This is a genomic window from Nitrospira moscoviensis, from assembly GCF_001273775.1.
Lineage (GTDB): Bacteria > Nitrospirota > Nitrospiria > Nitrospirales > Nitrospiraceae > Nitrospira_D > Nitrospira_D moscoviensis.
The window spans coordinates 2,433,206-2,451,897 of sequence record NZ_CP011801.1; the positions used below are offsets into that span (position 1 = coordinate 2,433,206).

The 18,692-nt window shown below is 65.7% G+C and carries 18 protein-coding genes; 4 read left to right on the forward strand and 14 right to left on the reverse strand.

What is annotated here, in order from left to right; all coding sequences use genetic code 11:
- Positions 1 to 11: 11 nt before the first annotated feature.
- From NITMOv2_RS12025 to NITMOv2_RS12075, 11 genes are all read right to left on the reverse strand, one after another.
- Entirely contained in the window at positions 12 to 581 is a 570-nt protein-coding gene (locus NITMOv2_RS12025; RefSeq protein ID WP_053380099.1) for a hypothetical protein, read from the reverse strand.
- The gene (locus NITMOv2_RS12030; protein WP_202967211.1) at positions 568 to 861 is read right to left on the reverse strand and encodes a hypothetical protein; all 294 of its coding nucleotides are present in this window, start codon (positions 859 to 861) and stop codon (positions 568 to 570) included. The genes NITMOv2_RS12025 and NITMOv2_RS12030 overlap by 14 nt, the downstream gene beginning before the upstream one ends.
- Positions 862 to 1,070: 209 nt before the next feature.
- Positions 1,071 to 2,903: a glycoside hydrolase family 15 protein gene (locus NITMOv2_RS12035; RefSeq protein WP_053380101.1), complete on the reverse strand. Its 1,833-nt coding sequence runs from the start codon at positions 2,901 to 2,903 to the stop codon at positions 1,071 to 1,073.
- A 73-nt stretch (positions 2,904 to 2,976) separates the two neighbouring features.
- A complete protein-coding gene (locus NITMOv2_RS12040; RefSeq protein ID WP_053380102.1) occupies positions 2,977 to 4,107 on the reverse strand; it encodes a site-2 protease family protein in 1,131 nt (376 codons plus the stop codon).
- Between the two features lie 40 nt (positions 4,108 to 4,147).
- Positions 4,148 to 4,597: a DoxX family protein gene (locus NITMOv2_RS12045; RefSeq protein WP_053380103.1), complete on the reverse strand. Its 450-nt coding sequence runs from the start codon at positions 4,595 to 4,597 to the stop codon at positions 4,148 to 4,150.
- Complete coding sequence (locus NITMOv2_RS12050) at positions 4,594 to 5,244, reverse strand: vitamin K epoxide reductase family protein (protein ID WP_202967212.1); 651 nt, start codon at positions 5,242 to 5,244, stop codon at positions 4,594 to 4,596. The genes NITMOv2_RS12045 and NITMOv2_RS12050 overlap by 4 nt, the downstream gene beginning before the upstream one ends.
- Complete coding sequence (locus NITMOv2_RS12055; protein ID WP_145976305.1) at positions 5,234 to 6,124, reverse strand: nucleotidyltransferase domain-containing protein; 891 nt, start codon at positions 6,122 to 6,124, stop codon at positions 5,234 to 5,236. The genes NITMOv2_RS12050 and NITMOv2_RS12055 overlap by 11 nt, the downstream gene beginning before the upstream one ends.
- 24 nt (positions 6,125 to 6,148) lie before the next feature.
- Complete coding sequence (locus NITMOv2_RS12060) at positions 6,149 to 6,901, reverse strand: metallophosphoesterase family protein (protein ID WP_053380104.1); 753 nt, start codon at positions 6,899 to 6,901, stop codon at positions 6,149 to 6,151.
- A gap of 104 nt (positions 6,902 to 7,005) precedes the next feature.
- Positions 7,006 to 7,968, reverse strand: a complete 963-nt coding sequence (locus tag NITMOv2_RS12065) for an NAD(P)/FAD-dependent oxidoreductase (RefSeq protein WP_053380105.1) — start codon at positions 7,966 to 7,968, stop codon at positions 7,006 to 7,008.
- On the reverse strand, positions 7,965 to 8,318 hold the full coding sequence (locus NITMOv2_RS12070) for a BON domain-containing protein (protein WP_053380106.1): 354 nt from the start codon (positions 8,316 to 8,318) through the stop codon (positions 7,965 to 7,967). The genes NITMOv2_RS12065 and NITMOv2_RS12070 overlap by 4 nt, the downstream gene beginning before the upstream one ends.
- A gap of 22 nt (positions 8,319 to 8,340) precedes the next feature.
- Complete coding sequence (locus NITMOv2_RS12075; RefSeq protein WP_053380107.1) at positions 8,341 to 8,685, reverse strand: YtxH domain-containing protein; 345 nt, start codon at positions 8,683 to 8,685, stop codon at positions 8,341 to 8,343.
- Between the two features lie 348 nt (positions 8,686 to 9,033).
- Between NITMOv2_RS12075 and NITMOv2_RS12080 the strand changes: the two genes are divergently transcribed.
- Positions 9,034 to 10,815, forward strand: coding sequence for an ABC transporter ATP-binding protein (locus NITMOv2_RS12080; protein WP_053380108.1), 1,782 nt, complete (start codon positions 9,034 to 9,036; stop codon positions 10,813 to 10,815).
- A 51-nt stretch (positions 10,816 to 10,866) separates the two neighbouring features.
- Here NITMOv2_RS12080 and NITMOv2_RS12085 read toward each other — a convergent pair whose 3' ends face one another.
- Positions 10,867 to 11,175 (reverse strand): DUF2934 domain-containing protein, encoded by a 309-nt coding sequence (locus NITMOv2_RS12085; RefSeq protein WP_053380109.1) that lies wholly within the window; start codon positions 11,173 to 11,175, stop codon positions 10,867 to 10,869.
- A 14-nt stretch (positions 11,176 to 11,189) separates the two neighbouring features.
- Positions 11,190 to 11,888, reverse strand: coding sequence for a hypothetical protein (locus tag NITMOv2_RS12090; protein ID WP_053380110.1), 699 nt, complete (start codon positions 11,886 to 11,888; stop codon positions 11,190 to 11,192).
- Positions 11,889 to 12,279: 391 nt separating this feature from the next.
- Here NITMOv2_RS12090 and NITMOv2_RS12095 point away from each other — a divergent pair, with 391 nt between their 5' ends.
- The 3 genes from NITMOv2_RS12095 to NITMOv2_RS12105 all read left to right on the forward strand — a co-directional run bounded on the left by NITMOv2_RS12095 (position 12,280) and on the right by NITMOv2_RS12105 (position 18,064).
- Positions 12,280 to 13,500 (forward strand): TolC family protein, encoded by a 1,221-nt coding sequence (locus tag NITMOv2_RS12095; RefSeq protein ID WP_187299191.1) that lies wholly within the window; start codon positions 12,280 to 12,282, stop codon positions 13,498 to 13,500.
- 128 nt (positions 13,501 to 13,628) lie between these two features.
- Positions 13,629 to 14,825: an efflux RND transporter periplasmic adaptor subunit gene (locus tag NITMOv2_RS12100; RefSeq protein ID WP_053380112.1), complete on the forward strand. Its 1,197-nt coding sequence runs from the start codon at positions 13,629 to 13,631 to the stop codon at positions 14,823 to 14,825.
- A 71-nt stretch (positions 14,826 to 14,896) separates the two neighbouring features.
- Positions 14,897 to 18,064: an efflux RND transporter permease subunit gene (locus tag NITMOv2_RS12105; RefSeq protein WP_053380113.1), complete on the forward strand. Its 3,168-nt coding sequence runs from the start codon at positions 14,897 to 14,899 to the stop codon at positions 18,062 to 18,064.
- A 280-nt stretch (positions 18,065 to 18,344) separates the two neighbouring features.
- Here NITMOv2_RS12105 and NITMOv2_RS12110 read toward each other — a convergent pair whose 3' ends face one another.
- Positions 18,345 to 18,587, reverse strand: coding sequence for a hypothetical protein (locus NITMOv2_RS12110; protein WP_053380114.1), 243 nt, complete (start codon positions 18,585 to 18,587; stop codon positions 18,345 to 18,347).
- Between the last annotated feature and the right edge of the window lie 105 nt (positions 18,588 to 18,692).

Below are 18,692 nucleotides of genomic sequence, written 5' to 3' on the forward strand. Positions count from 1 at the left end.
CGACGACACTCTCATGGGGCCTGTTTCAGGCGTTGCTGGATCGCGGTCCAGATGTCTTGCAGCCCTAACCGCTCGGCCCACTCCGAGATGTAGACTGAATCGATCTCGTATCCGCTGATCTTCAGCATACCGGTGATATCGCGGAGATGTTTGTCCGATCCTCCTTCCCGATAGTATTCCATCTTCTTGATGATGACGTCTTCGGGCGAGGCGAAGAACGCGGTATAGGAGTCGGTCGGACGGAGTGAACGGGCGCGCGCAAATCGGCTGCGATCGAACGGCGTGTCCTTGCGGACCATCACGTCGACTTTCAGTCCGGACTGGGGGTGAATGACGTTGAACTGCGTCTGGTGACGGATCGCATCTCGGATGGCGTCTTCACTCACATAATAGGCATCGGGTGGAAACGCGGCCAATAATCCTGCGACGTGCTCGAGCCGCACCCCCGCCACCAGATCGATGTCGTTGGTCAATCTCGGCTCGCCATAGCTCATCGACGCAACCGATCCCGTCACGAAGTAGGGAATCGCGAGCCGATCGAAGACGCCGACGACCTGTTCCAACAGTTCATACAGCTCCATGCGACAGCCTCCGGGCCACTTCCCGATCCAACCGCTCAGAATCCCAGTCCGGATGCCGAGCCTCCAGTTGGCCGCGCAGGATGACCCGTGCGGATCGCCATAAGCCGAAGCCGATGGCCAAGCGCTCCGCCGGCGTTTTGCGCCTCAGCACATCGGCCATAACATCGTCAATCACTTCGATACGGTGCACATCGATCGCCATAGCGCGAGAGAATAGCCGGTCCCAGAAGCGGAGACAAGAGAAGAGAACGGCCGGCAGCGCGCTCCCCAGGGTGCTCATCGCGCACATCGCCTACGGCGCCGTCCTCGGCGGGTTCTATCGGCTCTAAGAAAGGTTCGAGGTTCGAGGTTGCGGGTTCGAGATTGGCGTTGTCGCATCTCGGATGAACCGACAGGGATGCTCGAAAAGCCCGCTACGAGCCCGAGAACGCAGCCTGGTGAAAGGCGCGTCTCGGCGCGCCGGGGTGGGCGGGTGGAATGGGTGGCTTTTCAGCATCCTGCTAACCGCAGACGGGCGCTGAGATGCGCGACATGCGTGAGCGCCAGCGGGTAATTGCCCATCGCGGCGCCGTCGTCAGGCCGCCGCTCCTCCGCATAGAGGCCCACGTCGTTGGCCGTCTCTTCCGCCTGGTCGATCAGCGCCAACGCGTCGTCGCGCCGGCCCGCCGTCGCCAGCGCCTCGGCCATCCAAAAACTGCACGGGAGAAAGGCGCCTTCCTGCGGCCCCGCGTCTTTTCCCATGATATAGCGGTACACCAGCGGGCCCTTGGCCAAGATCCGCTGGACGGCCGCGATGGTCGACGTCATTCTCGGATCCTTGCCGTCGATGAATCCGCCGGGCGAAAACGTCAGCGCGGCGGCATCCAAGCGGGAGCCCCCCAACACCTGGACGAAACTCCGCCTCGTCGTGGAATAGCCCGTCTTCAGCACGACGCGGCTGATCGCCTCGCGAGCCTGCGCCCAAGCGCCCGTCGAGGCCCGGATTCCCATCCGCCGGACGAGCTGTTCGGCGCGATCCAGCGCGATCCAACACCAGACTTTCGAATGGACGTAATGCCGCCGCTCGCCCCGCACTTCCCAGATGCCGTGGTCGGGCTGCGTCCATTGTTCGGCCACGAGGTCGGCCATCCGGACAATCCACCGTTGCGTGCCGCGATCGAGCCGGTGGCCGGCGTCGACGTAGGCCGCGACGCCGTCCAGTAGTTCGCCGTACACGTCGAGTTGGAACTGGGACGAGGCGGCGTTGCCTGTCCGCACGGGACGCGAGCGGCGATAGCCGTCCAGGCGGTCGACCGTGGATTCCGGCAGCGACGTCTCCCCGTGCACGTCGTACATCACTTGCAGCCGCGGATAGGTCAACGTAGTCGCATGGGTGAGCCACTGCATGAAGGCCGCCGCCTCCGCATGAAAGCCCAGCCGGAAGAAGACCCGCGCGCTCATCGAGGCGTCGCGGAGCCAGCAATAGCGATAATCCCAATTGAGCCCGCCGCCGACGCGCTCCGGCAGCGACGTGGTCGGCGCGGCGACGATCGCGCCGGAGGGCGCGTAGCTCAGGAGCTTCAACGTCATCGCGCTGCGCACGACCCGCTCGCGCTGCGGCCCGGCATAGCGGCATTGCCGCGCCCATCCCGTCCAATAGCGCAGCGTGTCGTCGATCGCCACGTCGGCCAGCGCCGGACAGGGGTAGACGGACGGCGCCTCTTCGGCATAGGCCAGCCACAATACCAGCCGCTCACCCTTCGAGAGCCGGAGCCGCCCGGCGAGGGCGCCGTTCTGGAGGAACAACGGCATCTCGGTCGCGACCAGGAACACCCGGCTGCCGAGGTCCGCGCAATAGCCGACGTGCCGCCGCGCTTCGAAGCGGGGCGTCACCCGCCCATCGTCCGGTCTGAGCTTCAGCGTCACATCGAGATCCACGACCCCGTCGAGGCACTCGACGCGTCTCAGCACGTGACGAGCCGGCCACAGGCGCGCCGCGCGGTCTTCTTCGGACACCACCGGCATGAGATCCGTGAGACGGACCCGCCCGCGTTCCGCATGGAACTCGGTGACGAGAATCGGCGATTCCCCCTGGTACCATCGTTGAGTGGTAAAGGGCCCGGCGGGTGTCAGCGAACAGTACCCGCCCCGTTCCCAATCGAGCAGACGATTGAAACAGGAGGGGCTGTCGAACTTCGGCAGGCACAGCCAGTCGATCGAGCCGTGGCGGGACACCAGCGCCGCCGTCCGGCAGTCGCCGATGAGCGCGTAGTCCTGGATGGGCGGATAGCCGCAGAGCAGTGCCGAGTCAGAAAGGGCCGAGGGCCGAGTTGCCAGTTCCATCTTCCGCGCTCCACTCGTCGCTCGGCACTGACGTAGAGCAGCGCCGAATCAGAAAGATGCGAGGGCCGAGTTTTCACATGCTCAATTCCAACCGGGTCTGGAGCAAGTGCAGAATATGACGCCGCGACAACACGCCTTCGATCCGGCCGTCCGACATGACCGGCAGCTGATTGACGTCCTCTTTCCCCATGGTCTCCAGCGCGTCGACGACCGGCGTGTCGGGCGACACTGCCCGCAGTTGATGCAAGGGCCGCTTGAGCAGGCGCACGGGCGTGTCCGGCCAGCGGGCGCGGTCCACCTGCTTGAGATCCGAGGGCGTGATCAAGCCGGTCGCCGTGCCCTCCTCTTCCACCACGTAGCAGCGCTCGCCTGTGCGCAGGACGTAGTCGTCGGCAAACCGCTGCGCCGAGGTGTCGGCCGGCACGCGCGCGCATTCGCTCGACATGACGTCGCCGACCCGCAGGCCCCGGAGCCCGGCCACGACCTCGACCTGCGCGTGGCTCGCCGTGGCCGCGTCCAGGAGAAACCAGCCGAGCAGCGCCAGCCAAACGCCGCCGATTCCGTCCACCGCCAGGAATTGCCAGACGCCGAACGCGAACAACGCCAAGGCCACTCCTTGGCCCACGCGGGCCGACAGGCGGGTCGCGCGGTCGCTGTTGCCGGTGACCCACCAGACGGCCGCCCGCAGCACGCGGCCGCCGTCGAGCGGAAATCCCGGAATCAGGTTGAAGATCGCCAGCATGAAATTGAGCGAGCTCAACGAGACCAGCACCGCCACCGGCGGGCTCATCAAGGCCGGCACGGCCTGCCGCCCCCACGACGACGCCAGCGCGGCCGCGGCCCAGCCGATCGCGCCGCTCATGACGGGACCGGCCACGCCCATCCAGAATTCCGCCTTCGGGGTCGCGGCGTCGCGCTCGATGTTCGCGACGCCGCCGAGCGCAAACAGGGTGATCGTCCGCACCGGGATGCCGACCGCCTTGGCGACCAGCGCGTGCGCCAGCTCATGCAGCACGATCGAGCCGAAGAACAGCAGCGTGATGACGATCGCCGCGGACCAGATCACGCGCGGCTGCCAATTGGGATTGCTCTCGTAGAAATAGCCGACGAACGAGCCGGCCAGGAGCACCGCGATCAGAATCCAGCTGTAGTGCAGCCCGATGTGGATGCCCGCGATGCGGCCGATGATGAGCGAAGGCTGCATCTTCTCCCTTGCCGTCCGGGGACGGGCCCGGCGGCGCGCTTCATCGATTGATCACCTTCTTCATCGCCGGCCGATCGGAGACCGGCGCCCGTTCGGTCCGCTCCAGACCTGCGTCCATGCTCAAGCCGCCCGCCCCGTACACCGCGACGTACAGCAGCCCGCCGATCATCGACAGGTTCTTGAGGAAATGGATCATCTGATTCTGGTCGCCCAAGTTCGCATGGAAGATGAGCGTGGTCGGGATCATGAAGGCGATCAGGAGCCACGCGCCGATTCGGGCCCGGTAGCCCAGCAGCAACGAGAGCCCGCCCCCGACCTCGACGAGGATCGCGCCGACGTAGAAGAGCCCGGTGAGCCAGGTCATCCCCATCGACGCCATGTATTGCTGGGTGCCCTGCGGATCGGCGATCTTGTTGATCCCCGAGAGGAGAAAGATGGCGGCCAGCAGAATCCGCCCGATGAGACTGAGCCACGAAGTCTGTATCGTCATGATCGGCCCCCTGTCGGTTCGGACCACCGGTGTTCCCGCGCGGCCTCGATCGCTTCCGGCAGCGCGAGCGCGCAGGCGCCGAGGTGCGCCAGCGCATCCACGATGCAGTATCCGCACCACGCCTGTTCGACCACCGGCATCTGGTGAAAAAGATATTTGGCCGCCACCCCGGCGCCCGCCGCCGCTTTGCCGGCGGCCAGCAGCGGAATCCACGGCGCCCGCCGCGCGCGCCCCGCGCCGCCGAGGCCGGCCAGCACGGCGTTCAGCGCATGGGCCGCCAGGGACAACGGACCGTCCGGCACCCCGTAGTGGTACGCGGTGGAGGAGGCGTTCACCTTGTCGGAATGGAACCGGCGGCTCGGCGGATCGGGCAGATGGCGGATCACCCCCATTTGAAACAGCGACACGATCGCCATGCTCGCCATCCCGACGAGCGACAGCACGGTGATCGCCCGCCGGCGCCGCATGTGGGGCGAGCGGTCGTCGCGGAGGTCGGCCCGCAGCCGCTGCGGATCGCGCCCCTCCGTCGCGTGGCCGAACGCCATCGAGGCCAACTCCACCGAACGCCGCACCGAGTCGTTGCTCAGGCCCTCGGCGTTCCACGGCATCACCCAGATCGACGACGCCCCCGACCGATCAGGCGGCATGGGCTTCCCCTGGGTCATAGTGCGGCTCCGCCTCCCGCGCATCCCGTCCGTCGCCCGCGCCGTTTTTCTGCGGGTCCCCCTCCGCCTGTTCCCGCCCGAGCACGGCGGTGACATGGGCCGTGTCGTCCGGATTCAGGCTGCCGCGCGGCGCGAGCCGCGCGTCTTCGTACTCGCCGCGCTCGATGTGCACGAGATACTGCGACCAGGACAACAGCGTGCCCTGGCAGACCCGCCGGTCGGCGGGCAGGCTCAGCATGTCCTGCTCCATCCGCCGCAGCATTTCCCGCATGAACCAATCCGGCACCCGCAGCCGCTGATCCGGATAGATGAATCCGAACAAGACCACGTGGCTGAACAACACCCGCCAATGCCGATTGAACCGGGACAGCAGCCGGGGCCAGTCCAGCCATCGCGCGCGGGCGCGCAGCAGATGCGCGATATCCCCGCCGTCGTACCGGTTCCGTTCCATGACGAAGGCCTTCGACCAAATCGTTTCCTCGGCGGGCGTGAGCGCCACGTCGAGGCCCAGCACCACCGCCGGCGGCGCATGGGTGAACCAGCCGTCATCCACCGTGCAGAGGCCGTTGCCCGAGCTGAAGATGACGTCGATGCTGGCGTCCTCTTTCCACGCCTTCCCCAACCAATGTGGAAACCGCAGCTCCGTCCGGTAGCCCGCCTGCGCCAAGGTCCGGAGCAGCCGTTCGCTGTCGCGCGGGCGCACGAACAGATCGAGGTCTTTGGTCTGCCGGACGATGCCGGTGTAGCTCTCGAAGGCGAAGGCGCCGCCGATGAGGGCCGGCACACCGGCCTCGCGCAAGACCGTCAGCGCGTCGCGGTACACGGGATGCGCGGAATCCTGAGCGGCGCCGACCGATTCCACTTCCCTCCTCCTTGTGCCTCCTCCTTACCTCCCCACCGGGGCGGGCAGGTCGAGCAGCCGGATGGGCCGCCGGCCGGGGCACGACTGCCGCAGCAGCGGCAATGCCACGTTGTACACGGGCACGCCGCCTCTGGTCCGGCCTTCCAGCGCCCCGTGATGCGCATGGCCGTGGCACACCATCGTCACCCCATAGCGATTCACCGGCTCTTCGAGACGGCTGGACCCGAGGAACGGAATGATTTCCTGCGGCTCGCCCCGCACCGTGTCGAGGATCGGGGAATAATGCGTCAGCACCACGCGGGACGCGGTCCGCAGCTTCGCGAGCGCGTACTCCAGCTTGAGCGCTTCCTCCATCGACTCGCGCGCGAACTGCTTCAGGATCATTTCCCCCCAGGGCTGCAACGCCCGTTCGCCGAAGCCGCCGCAGAAGCCTTTCACGCCGGCAAAGCCGATCCCGTTCAACTCGACCGCCGTGCCGTCGAGCACGATGACCCCGCTGCCCGCCAGGATGTCGGCCACCTCGGCATGCTGGCCCGACTCATATTCGTGATTGCCGAGCACCGCCACCACCGGCATCCGGCGCAGATCCGCGAGATGTTGGGCGAGCTGCCGCGCCTCATCCGCTTTGCCGTAATCCGTCAGATCGCCGCACAGCAACAAGACGTCGGCCTCCTGATCCAGATCCTTGAACAGCGCGTGCAGCTCGTCGCTGGAGGTGCGCGGGCAATGCAGATCGCCGATCGCCGCAAGCCGCATCCGTCCGTTCTCTTGCACCATACGCAGCTCAGGGGGAAGAGTCGAGGAACGAGCGCCGAGTGCCGAGCGAAGCTACAACCCGGAACTCGGCTTTCAGCCCGTTCTCGCTCGGTCCTTTCCCGACGTCACCCGGCCGGCTCGCAGACCCGCAGCGCATGGTGGGCCAGATTCTCCTCGAAGAGGTCCCGGTTGATGGCTTGCCCCGCGGTCGCGCCCTGTCCGGCGGCGATGATCATCTGGCAATTGGCCGGGGTCACGCATCCGGCGGCGTACAGTCCGCCGACCGACGTCCGCATCTCCGCATCCACCGCCAATTGCCCTTCCGCGTCTTCCCTCGCGCCCAAGCCCTGGGCCAGCCTCGTGTGAAACCGATCGCCTCGGGTGGCGAACAGGGCGTCGATCGGGCGCTCTTCGCCGCCTTCGAAACGGAGGCTCCGCACGGCGCCGCCGTCATGCCGGAGCGCCGCCACGCGCTCGTGCCGCACGGGCACGCCGTATTCCGCGAGCCGATCCCGCCAGAGCCGACTCCAAGCGGGCGGCTCCCCGTGCGTGGCGATCAACACCGAGGGGGAAAAGGCCAGCATGGCCAACGCGTACTGCGCGGCCTCGTCGCGCGAGCCGACGATGACGATGCGCCGGCCCTGCACCCGAAAGCCGTCGCAGTCTTTGCAGAAGAACACGCTCTTCCCGAGGCAGTCCCGGGAGCCGGCGATGTCGGGCAGCTCGTGCGTCAGCCCGGTCGCGAGCAGCACCCGCCGACCCCTGTACGTCTGCGCGCGGCCCTGCAGCGTGAAGGCGCTATGATCGTCATCGTCGCGCGCGATCGTCAGCACTTCGTCATGGACGAGAACGGCGCCGAATTGCCGGGCATGCCGGCGGCTGCGCTCAAGCAGCTCGGTCCCGCTGACGCCGTCCGGAAATCCGAGATAGTTTTCGACCATCTCCTCCCACGTCGCCATGGAGTGGCCGTGATCGAGGACGAGCGTGCGGCGCCGGCTGCGTCCGAGATAGACGGCGGCCGACAATCCGGCCAGCCCGCCGCCGACGATCACGGCCTCCCACAGCTGTGAGGCGGAACGGTCCGTCATTCCACGTGCCGGTTGCCGGCCGATCCCACGCGCCGGTTGTCGGCCGATCCTCGCCGGACCTGCAGACTGTTGTGCACCGCTTGGACGCCGTCGACCTGACGGGCCAATTCCTCGGCGCGGGACTTCTCTTCCGGCGAGGGGACCACGCCGGTCAGATGGACGATGCCGCCCTGCGACTCCACATCCACGCGGGCGAAGTTCGACGTGCGATCGCCGGTCAATTTCATCTGCACCGCCGCCGACACGGAGGCGTCGCGCATGGACTGCGCGGCCGTCTGCTCGCTCGTGGCTTGACAGCCGGCGAGGGCCGCGAGCCAGATGACCAGCGCCCACACCGTCGCGGCGGGCATGCCGACCTCCTTCGTGCAACGATCAGCCGCGGGGCTTCGACGCTTCCCGTCCCGTATTGGCCGCTTCCCGCATGGTTTCCTTGCCGCTCTGCGCGAATTCACGCGCGGATCGGCCGGCTTCCTGCACAACTTCCTGGCCCTTCTCGTAATACTCTTTGCCCCGTTCCACCGCCTGGTCCCAGGCGGCCCGGCCGCGCTCCACCGCTTCGTCCTTGGCCCGTGATGCATAATTCCGCAGCATGCCGCGCAGCTCGGACCCCGTTTGCGGCGCGAACAGCAGCGCGATCCCCGCCCCGATCAACGCGCCGGCCATGAACGCCGACCACCCCATCGACTCTTCATAGTACTCATACTCTCCGTTTCGCATCACAGAACCTCCTTTTATCGCATGAGAGTTTGACAACACGCATTGTGGAGACCTGTGCAAGCCGCGGACCGTGCCGACGCAGAGGCGGGCATGACGAACTCCTCCACGTGATCAAGCAAATACACTTCGGGCGGATTTCTCCGCCCGCGCCATCAGACAGAATGTCCGCTAGCTCGGACATCCTGTCTCAGCAAGCCGGCTTCGGAAGCCTGTTGCCGGGCACGGTACGAGAATCCTCGCCGATTATTTACATCATTTTTACCCGGCCCTTTCTTCCGGCCGTTGATCCGCTTCGTCCTCCTGATTAGGATGCCGTCCGCAATAACCGACGCGTCATCATCCGACTCCATGCCGCAACACCATCGCTCCGTACCCGAGCTCTTCCGCCAGCTGTGGACCTTCCTCCGGCCCTTCCGGTGGAAGCTCTTCGGCCTGTGGCTCATCGCCATGCTGTCGATCCCGCTCAACATGTTGACGCCGCTGCCGCTGACCATCGCCGTCGACAGCATCATCGGATCGCGCCCGCTGCCGGCCTGGCTCCGGGCGCTGGCGCCCGCGTTTCTGCAATCGGACACCGCGGCGCTCCTGACCCTGGTGCTCGCCGGCTACATCGGAGTGGCCCTCGCGGCGCAACTGCAGGGGCTGGCCCTGTGGCGGATCTCTTCCTACGTCGGCGAGCGGATGATCTTCGCGTTTCGCGGGCGGCTCTTCGAGCATCTCCAGCACATCTGCGCCTCCTATCATGACCAACAGGGGCCGATGGATTCCGTGTACCGGCTGCAGCACGACGCCGCGTCGGTGAAGCAGATCCCGATCGACGCGGTGATCCCGTTCATGCGGGCCCTGTGCATGTTGCTCGGGCTCGGCCTCCTCATGCTCGTCATCGATTGGCAGTTCGCCCTCGTGGCGCTCGGCATGCTGCCCGTCTTGTTCGTCCTCACCCGGCAATGCGGCCGGCGCCTGCGCGCCACGTGGTCGGAGGTGAAGTCGACGGAAAGCGCGACGATCGCCTGCGCGCAGGAAGTCCTCGGCGCCAGCCGCATCGTGAAGGCGTTCGGCCGGGAAACGCACGAGCACCGGCGCTTCCTCGGCCATGCGGAGAATTGGGTACGGACGCACAACTCCCTCGCCTCCGTGGGCAGCGGCTTCGATTTCCTGTTCGGCATGGCGGTCGCCTGCGGCACGGCCGTCGCCCTCGTCGTGGGTCTCGGGCACGTGAAATCCGGCCGCCTGTCCATGGGCGATTTCCTGCTCCTCATGGCCTACATGGCCCAGCTGGCCGGCCCGCTCGACATGGCGACGAAGAAGATGGCCGAGTTGCAGTCGTGCCTCGTCGGTTTCCGTCGCGCGCTGGCGATTCTGGACATCCCGCCCGTGATCGCCGACCGGCCGGAGGCCCGACCCTTGGCGCGCGCCCGCGGCGGCGTCGTCTTCAAGGGTGTGTCCTTCGCCTACCCGGGTTCCGCGCCGGTGCTCCGCAGCGTCTCGTTCGCCGTCCCGCCCGGCACCAAAGTCGGCATCATGGGCACGAGCGGAGCCGGCAAATCCACGTTGCTGAATCTGCTGACGCGGTTCGCGGATCCCGATGACGGCGCCATCCTGCTGGATGGCGTCGATCTCCGCGATTACCGCCTCACGGACCTGCGCCGGCAGTTCGCGATCGTGCCGCAGGACCCGATCCTCTTTTCCACCACGATCGGCGAGAATATCCGCTACGGCAATCTGGAGGCGACGCAAGCCGAGATCGAAGCCGCCGCGCGCGCCGCGCACGCGCACGCGTTCATTCGGCAGCGGCCGCTGGGCTACGACACGCCCGTGGGCGAGCGGGGCGCGCGCCTGTCCGGCGGCGAGCGGCAGCGCATCGCGCTGGCCCGCGCCTTCCTCCGCGACGCGCCCATCGTCATTCTCGACGAGCCGACCAGCGCGCTCGACGCCCGTACCGAAGCGGATCTAATCGAGGTGTTGGAGGAGCTGACCCGGGGACGCACGACGTTCCTGATCACTCACCGACCGGGCACGCTCAAGGCCTGCGACATTCAGCTGGTCTTGAAGCAGGGCCGCGTCTCGCTGCACGCGCTCGACCTCGATCAGCCGACCCCGCCGACCGTCTTGGAGCCCGTCACCGTGTGACTCCTACCCCGTTATCCCGTTACCCCACTACCCCGTTACTCCGTTACCCCGTTACCCCTTGATTTCGCGCTCGGCTTCCAGCCAGTGGTCCAACGCCTGTTCTTGCGGATAGCCGCGGGATTCGAAGATCAGATAGGCCCGTTCTTGTATCCGCACGTGCAGGTCCGGCTCCGGCGCGCGCGCGACCTCAGCAGTTTCAGAGGAGGCGGCGGGCGCCGGCTGCGCCTCCTCATCCGTATCCGTTTCGCGCGGTGCCTCCGCCGGAGGCGCGGGGGCCAGACGCCCAGACGTGTTCCGGGATCCGGTCCGCGCCGTCGACGTGGCTCTCGTTCGCTTCGGCTTGCGTGCTTTCTCGGCCATCGCGCACCGGGCGGTTACGGCTGCGGTTCGTCCGAGCGTCCGGCGATCTTCGACCGTTCCTCACCCGACAAGGCCTTCACCGTGGTGGCGGTGCCCATGTCGGAGGCTTCGACTCGGACGTGATCCCCCACCTTGAATCGGCAGCCGGACGATCCGCCGACGATGAAGCCGGAGCCGCGGGCGACATCCTGATTGGCTTTCGGATCGGTGGAGCCGACCACGTCCTTCAGTGTCGAGGGATCTTTGGTGGGCGGACCCATCTGATGCTCCGCCTGCTGTCGATTGGGATCGTTCAACGCTTGCCGCTGTCCCTCGCTCCCCTTCTGTCGCTGCTCGCCGGCCGCGGTCGGCGGAATCTCTTTCCGCTCCTTTACGCCTTCACGACTGGTCGAGAATGTGGTTCCTTGCGCGTCGTCGCAAACTATGTTGGTGTCTTTGGTGACCTGCAAGTGAATCGATTGGCCTCGATCGCCTTCAATGACGAACTGATCCCCTTCGACGGACGCGATGCGGCCGATGATGATCTCCGGTCCGCCGAGAATCACGTTCGATGAACCGGACCCCGGTACCCCGAGGCCCTGCTGGCTCTGCTGCTGCGAGGTCTCGCCTTGCGCCACGCCCGGCTTCTTGGACTCCGAAGCCGCGGCCGCCTGGGCGGCTGCGCCGGCGATGAGAATCGAGAGCCCCGTCATGATGATGCGGTGGTGAATCATGCTGGTCCTCCTATTGGGCGAATGAGTAGTACATCGGTGGGCCACGAGAGCCGTCGCTCATAATCATCTCGCAAAATTCAGACCTCCACCCGGTGAGCGATCCACGCGCGGAAAGCCATGCACCGGACCTTGGAACGCCTCTTCGCCGTGCAGGCACAGCGCGGGCGCCGGTCCAAGCTGTCTTCGCGCCAGACAAAACGTCCGCAGAGAAACGGCCGCCGGCAAGGGTTTTCCCCGCTGGAACCTGGTAGGCTCCCTAGTGGACGGATTGCCCTTCGATGATAGGGAGTAGTATCTTTTCCTTGTGCGGTACAATCCACGGAACAATGCCGGGATGAAAAGCCGAATCACAGCCTGGTTGTGTGTCTTGACGCTGGCAGCAGGCCTCAGCGTGGCTCCCCCCGTCCTGGCGGAAACCGACACGGCCTATACCCTGCCGGATATCATCGCCTTGAGCCTCACCCGACACCCCTCCGTAGCCTCCGCCGAGGGCGTGGTGGATCAGCGCGTCGGCCAGCGGGTCGCCGCCGGCGCCTATCCCAATCCCTCGTTCAGCGGAGCCGGCGGCCACGGCATCCTGCGGGACGGCGGACGGCAAGACCTGCTCGCCGCAGCCCAGCAACGATTGGAGCTCTCCGAGTACAACGTGAGCATCGGGCAGCCGCTGGAGTGGCCGGCCAAACGGGCGGCGCGCAAGAGCGCGGCCGAGGCGGCGCTGGCCGGATCGTCCTTCGGCCTCGTCGAGACGCGGCTCAATCTGACCACCGACGTGAAAGTCGCCTTTTTCGACTTGCTCCTCGCCCTCCGCGATCTGGAGCTGTCGAAGCAGAACGTGACCATCGTCGAGGACGTCCGCCGGATCGTGGGCGTCCGCGTGCGATTGGGCGAAGCGCCGCAGTTCGACCTCATTAAAGCGGACGTGGAAGTCCTGAAGGCCAACCAAGCCGTGACCCGCGCGGAAAACACCGTGCGCGTCAATCGCGTGATCCTCGACACCCTGACCGGCGGCGCCTTGGGATCGACCTATCAGGTCCGCGGCGATTTCCTGATCTATCCGGGCGGCCTCAACACCGAGCAGTTGGTAGCGCGCGCGGCGACCGAACACCCGGCGGTGCTCCGTCTGCAGAAATTCGTGGAACAGGCCGATCGCAGCATCGAGTTCCAGCGGCAGAACCGCGTGCCGAATCTGACGGTGAACGGCAGCTATTTCCGTGAAATCGGCCGCGAAGCGTATGTCGCGGGCTTTACGGTGCCGACTCCGCTGTGGTACCAGCAACAGGGTGAAATCGCGGCGTCGTTGGGCGCCAAGCGCACGGAAGAAGCGGAGCTGCTGCGCACCCGCAACGAGCTGTTCCGTCAGGTCAACCAGTTCTATCAGGAAGCGCAGACGGCTCAGAAGCTGATCGAGGTATTGGAGAAGGGGCTCTTGAAACAGGCCGAGGAGGCGCTGCGCATCGCCAAGTTCAGCTTTCAGCAGGGGGCCGCCAGCTTGCTCGAAGTCTTGGACGCGCAGCGGGTCCAGCGCCAGATTCTCTTCGACTACGCGGAAGCCCGCTACCAATTGTCCGTCGCCCTGTCCCGCCTCGAACGCGCGGTGGGAGGCACGTTGTGAACGGTCTATCTGGTGCGCGGTCTGTCCGGTCTATCTGGTGCGACAACCAAACAAACGAAACAAACCAGACAAACCAGATAGACCGAATAGACCAGATAGACCAAACAAACGATACTGATGGTCATCGTGTGACGACGAAACCTGTACACTCCCTGATCGCCCTCGCCCTGCTCAGCCTGACTCTCGCCTGCAACAACGGCACCGCCGGAGAGGCGGCCGACAAGAAGCCGGAGCGGCCGAGCAGCGCCAGCGGCATCGTGCGGTTGACGGCCGAAGAGATCAAGACGGGCGACATCGTCGTGCAGCCCGCCGCCCGCGGCGACTTCACGACGCACCGGGATTTTCCCGCCACCGTCGTACCCGACCACCATTCGACCGCCGACATCACCGCGCTGGTCCGGGGCCGCGTCGTGGACGTGTATGCCGACCTGGGCCAGCAGGTCAAAGGCGGGGATCTCCTGGCGATGCTCTACAGCAGCGAGCTCGGCATCGCGCAGTCCGCCTATCTAAAGGCGCTGGCGAAGCTCTACGTGGCCGAACGCTCCTACGAGCGCGCCCAGATGCTGCTTCAGGAAAAGGTCATCGGGCTCGCGGAATCGCAGCGCCGGCAGGGCGAGATGTTGAGCCTACAGGCCGAAATGCGCGAAGCCCAAGATCGGCTCCGGCTCTTCGGGATGAATGACGACCAAATCCGCCAGCTGGATCGGGACAAGAAGATCCATTCGTACGTGCCCATCACCGCGCCGTTCGACAGCCGCGTCATCGCGCGCAACCTCACCAAGGGGGAAGTCGTCGAAGTGACCGAGAAGTTGTTCACGGTCGCCGATCTGTCGGAGGTCTGGGTGATCGCCAACATTCCGGAAAAAGACATCCCGTTCATCCGGGCCGATATCGGGGGGGCGAACAAATCCAGCGTGGAGCAGAAGGTCGACGTACTGCTGACCGCCTATCCCGGCGAGGTGTTTCACGGGAAGGTAACCTATATCGGGGACGTGCTCGACCCGGCGACCCGCACCATGAGCCTGCGGCTTGAGCTGCCCAATCCGGAACGGAAGCTCAAGCCGCAGATGTACGCGACGATCCGCGTCCATTCGATGCCGGAACGGAACGTCCTCATGCTGCCGGAACATGCCGTCCAGCGGGAACGCGACCGGCGCTTCGTGTTCATCCAGCGCGACGCGACCACGTTCGAAGCGCGGGACGTCCTCATCGGCGAAGGCAACGGCGACGTGGTCCGCATTCTCGACGGGCTCCGCGAGGGCGAACCGGTCGTGGTCAGAGGCGCCTTCATTCTCAAATCTGAACTCTTCGGGGACGAGATTTAGCCAGACCGTGCGAAACCCGCAACCTCCGCCAACCTGTCGCCTCACGCTTCACGCGTCATGCGTCACGCACCATGTCGTCCTTCATTGACTTGGCTCTCCGGCAGCGCGTGCTGGTGATCGCCCTGGCGCTCATCCTGGCCGCCGGCGGTCTGTATGCGTTCCGCACGATCGCAATCGACGCCTTTCCCGACGTGACGACGGTGCTCGTGCAGGTCGTCACCGAGGCGCAAGGGCTCTCGCCGGCTGAAATCGAACGTTTCGTCACCTTCCCGTTGGAATTGCAGTTGACCGGCGCGCCCGGGCTGACCGATATCCGCTCGCTCTCGAAGGTCGGCCTCTCGATGATCACCTTGGTGTTCCGCGACGACATCGACATCTATCTGGCCCGCCAGGTCGTGCTGGAGCGGATCCTCGAAGTCCAGGATAATCTGCCGCCGGGCGCCGTGTCGCAACTCGTGCCGAATTCGACCGCGCTCGGGGAGGTCTATCAGTTCTATCTGGAAGGGCCGCACGACGAGGATCCGGACTTCGTCATGACGGACGCCGAGCTGATGGAACGGCGCACGTTCGAAGATTGGGTCGTCCGCCCGCTGCTCAAGGGCCTCCCCGATGTCGTGGATGTGAACTCGATCGGCGGCTTCGTCAAGCAGTATCAGGTCATGGTCGAGCCGGGCCTCCTGCGCAAGTACGACCTGGCCCTGCACGACGTGTTCGAGGCCGTGGCCAAAAACAACGCCAACGCCGGCGGCAACATTCTGGAAAAGGGCGCGGAGAAGTACATCATCCGCGGCGTCGGCCTCATCAAGACACTGCACGACGTCGAGAACATCGTTGTCAAGGAAGCCCACGGCACGCCGGTCTACGTGCGCGACGTGGCCGAAGTGCAGATCGGCCACGCCGTGCGGCACGGCGCCGCCGTGCTCAACGGCAAGCGCGAAGTCGTGGCCGGCATCGTCCTGATGCTGCGGGGCGGCAACGCCCGCGAGGTCGTCCAGAGCGTGAAGGACAAGATCCAGGAGATCCACGAGAAAAAGATTCTGCCCAGGGGGCTCCGGATCGTGCCGTTCTACGACCGCATCGAGCTCATCGTGGCGGCCCTGAACACCGTCTACAAGGCGTTGCTGGAAGGGATCGTCCTGGTCATCGTCGTCCTCTTCCTGTTCCTCGGGAACGTGCGCAGCGCCCTCATCGTCACGGCCACGCTCATCGTCGCGCCGCTCACGACCTTCATCGTCATGGGCGAGGTCGGCTTGACGGCCAACCTCATGTCCCTGGGGGGCCTGGTCATCGCGATCGGCATGATGGTGGACGGCTCGGTCGTAGTCGTGGAAAACGTCTACCGCCACTTGGCCGAACACCCCACCACGCCGGCGAATCGCGCGGCGGTCGTCTTGCGCGCGACGGCGGAGGTGGCCCAGCCGGTCCTCTTCGGCATTCTGATCATCATCCTGGTCTTTCTCCCGATCCTGACGCTCGAAGGCATGGAGGGCAAGATGTTCAAGCCCCTCGCCTACACGATCATGATCGCCCTCCTGGTGTCCCTCTTCCTATCCCTGACGCTCTCGCCGGCCCTCTGCTCGCTGGCGCTCAAAGACGCGCGGGAAGAAGACACGTGGATCCTGCGCTGGGCCAAGCGCGCCTATACGCCGGTGCTCCATTGGGCGCTCGGGCACCGCCGCGCCGTCGTGGCGGGCGCGGCAGCGCTCCTCGCGGGCAGCCTCGCCCTGTTTCCTTTTCTGGGCGGCGAATTCATCCCCATTCTCAATGAAGCCGCCATCACGCCGCAGATGATCCGCCTGCCCAACATCTCGCTGGAGAAATCGATCGAGATCGAAAAGGAAATGCAGCGCGCGGTGCTCGAGTTCCCGGAGGTCCGCATGGTCGTCTCGAAAATCGGCCGCTCCGAGCTGGGCAACGACCCGCAGGAGCCGAACGCCAGCGATCCCGTCGTCTTGCTGAAACCGATGGACGAATGGACCACCGCCGGCACGAAGCCCGAACTGGACGACGCGATCCGGAAGCGGATCGAGAAGGTGCCCGGCGCGAACTTTCTGATGAGCCAGCCCATCCAACAGCGGGTGGACGAACTGTTGTCGGGCGTGCGGTCCGAGGCGACCGTCAAAGTGATCGGCGAGGATCTTGAAACGCTGCGGAAGCTCGCCGACCAGATCCAAGGCATCATGACCGGCATTACCGGCGTCCGCGACGTCCGGGTGGAGCAGCTCTTCGGACAGGCCTATCTCACCATCCATATCGATCGCGGCAAGATCGCCCGGCACGGCATCAACGTGGCGCACATCCGCGAGATCATCTCCACTGCGATCGGGGCGGAGGCGGCCACGCGGGTGTACGAAGGCCAGAAGCGGTTCGATCTGATCCTCCGCTACCCCGAGCGCTACCGGAACAGCGTGGATACCATCGGCCATATTCTGCTGACCACCGCGTCCGGCGCGCTCGTCCCGCTCGGCGATCTGGCGAAGATCGAGCTGCAGGAAGGGCCCGCCCTGATCAGCCGCGAGGGGCTTCAGCGGCGGATCTACGTGGGCTTCAACACGTTCGGCCGCGACATCGAAAGCATCGTAGAAGAAGCGCAGCGGAAGATCGGACGGCAGGTGCAGCTGCCGCAGGGCTATCATCTCGTGTGGGGCGGCTCGTTCGAAAACATGCAGCGGGCGATGGCGCGGCTGCAGATCATCGTGCCGATCACCATCGGGCTCATCTATTTGCTCTTGTACGCCTCCTTCAATTCCGTGCGGCACGCCTCACTCATTATCGTGAATCTGCCGCTGGCGCTGATCGGCGGCATCGTGGCGCTCTGGGCGACGGGCGAATATCTGAGCGTGCCGGCCTCGGTCGGCTTCATCAACCTGTTCGGGATCGCGGTCCTGAACGGCATCGTGCTCGTCTCGTATATCAATCAACTCCGGGCGGAAGGCGTCTCCACGGAAGCGGCGGTCGTCCGCGGCTGCCTGCTGCGGCTCAGGCCGGTGCTCATGACGGCGCTCGTCGGCATGCTCGGCCTGTTTCCTCTGGCGCTGTCGCACGGCATCGGCTCGGAAGTGCAGCGTCCGCTGGCCGTGGTCGTGATCGGCGGGCTCGTGAGCTCCACGCTGCTCACCCTGGTCGTCCTGCCTACGCTGTACGGCTGGTTCGCCGGCGCCCGCCCGTCCGCGGCAGCCCACCCCGCCTCGGTACCCGAACTCCGCCCGGCCGAAGCCGGCGCTCAGCCCGTTCATTGATCGTCGTCATCCCCCAACACATCGCGGAGATCAACCCGGCGGAGGACCGCACGCGCTTCGCACGCGCGCGGAAGCTGTCAATTAAATCAATTAACAATGACACGGCGGATGGAAGAAGCGATCAGTCTCGGCAAGTCATGTGAAAATACCCGCAGGCTGTTCAAAAAGACCGTCCGGCAAGGCCGCATCGAGCGAAAGGCCGAGGCGTACGCGGTTGGTACGTTGAGGCTTGAGCGACGCGAGAACGCCGCTGGCGGCTTTTATCAACAGCCTGAGCCTGTTAGGCCGCCGAGCGGGCTGGGGCAACTTGCGGCAGGTGCCAGGCCTGCGCCTGTTCGACGTAACACGACGGGCAGTAGGTATGGCTCAGGCTGAGGGCGCCTTCCGACAGATGATGCCGGTCGAGGTAGTCCTGGAGCGGAGTCCAGGCGCCCGGCGAGCCGGCATCCTCGTCCGGCACTTGGTGACACAGACAACACACCGGAAGAATGGACGGCGGGGCCATGGCGTCGGACTTCTGCATAGCGCCACTCTAGCCCCGTCCCCCGCCCGATCGTACTGGGCGATCCCCTAGTTTTTCGCGCACAGGGAAATCGCGCGCCGCGGCCAGGGGTTCTCCTAGTAACTC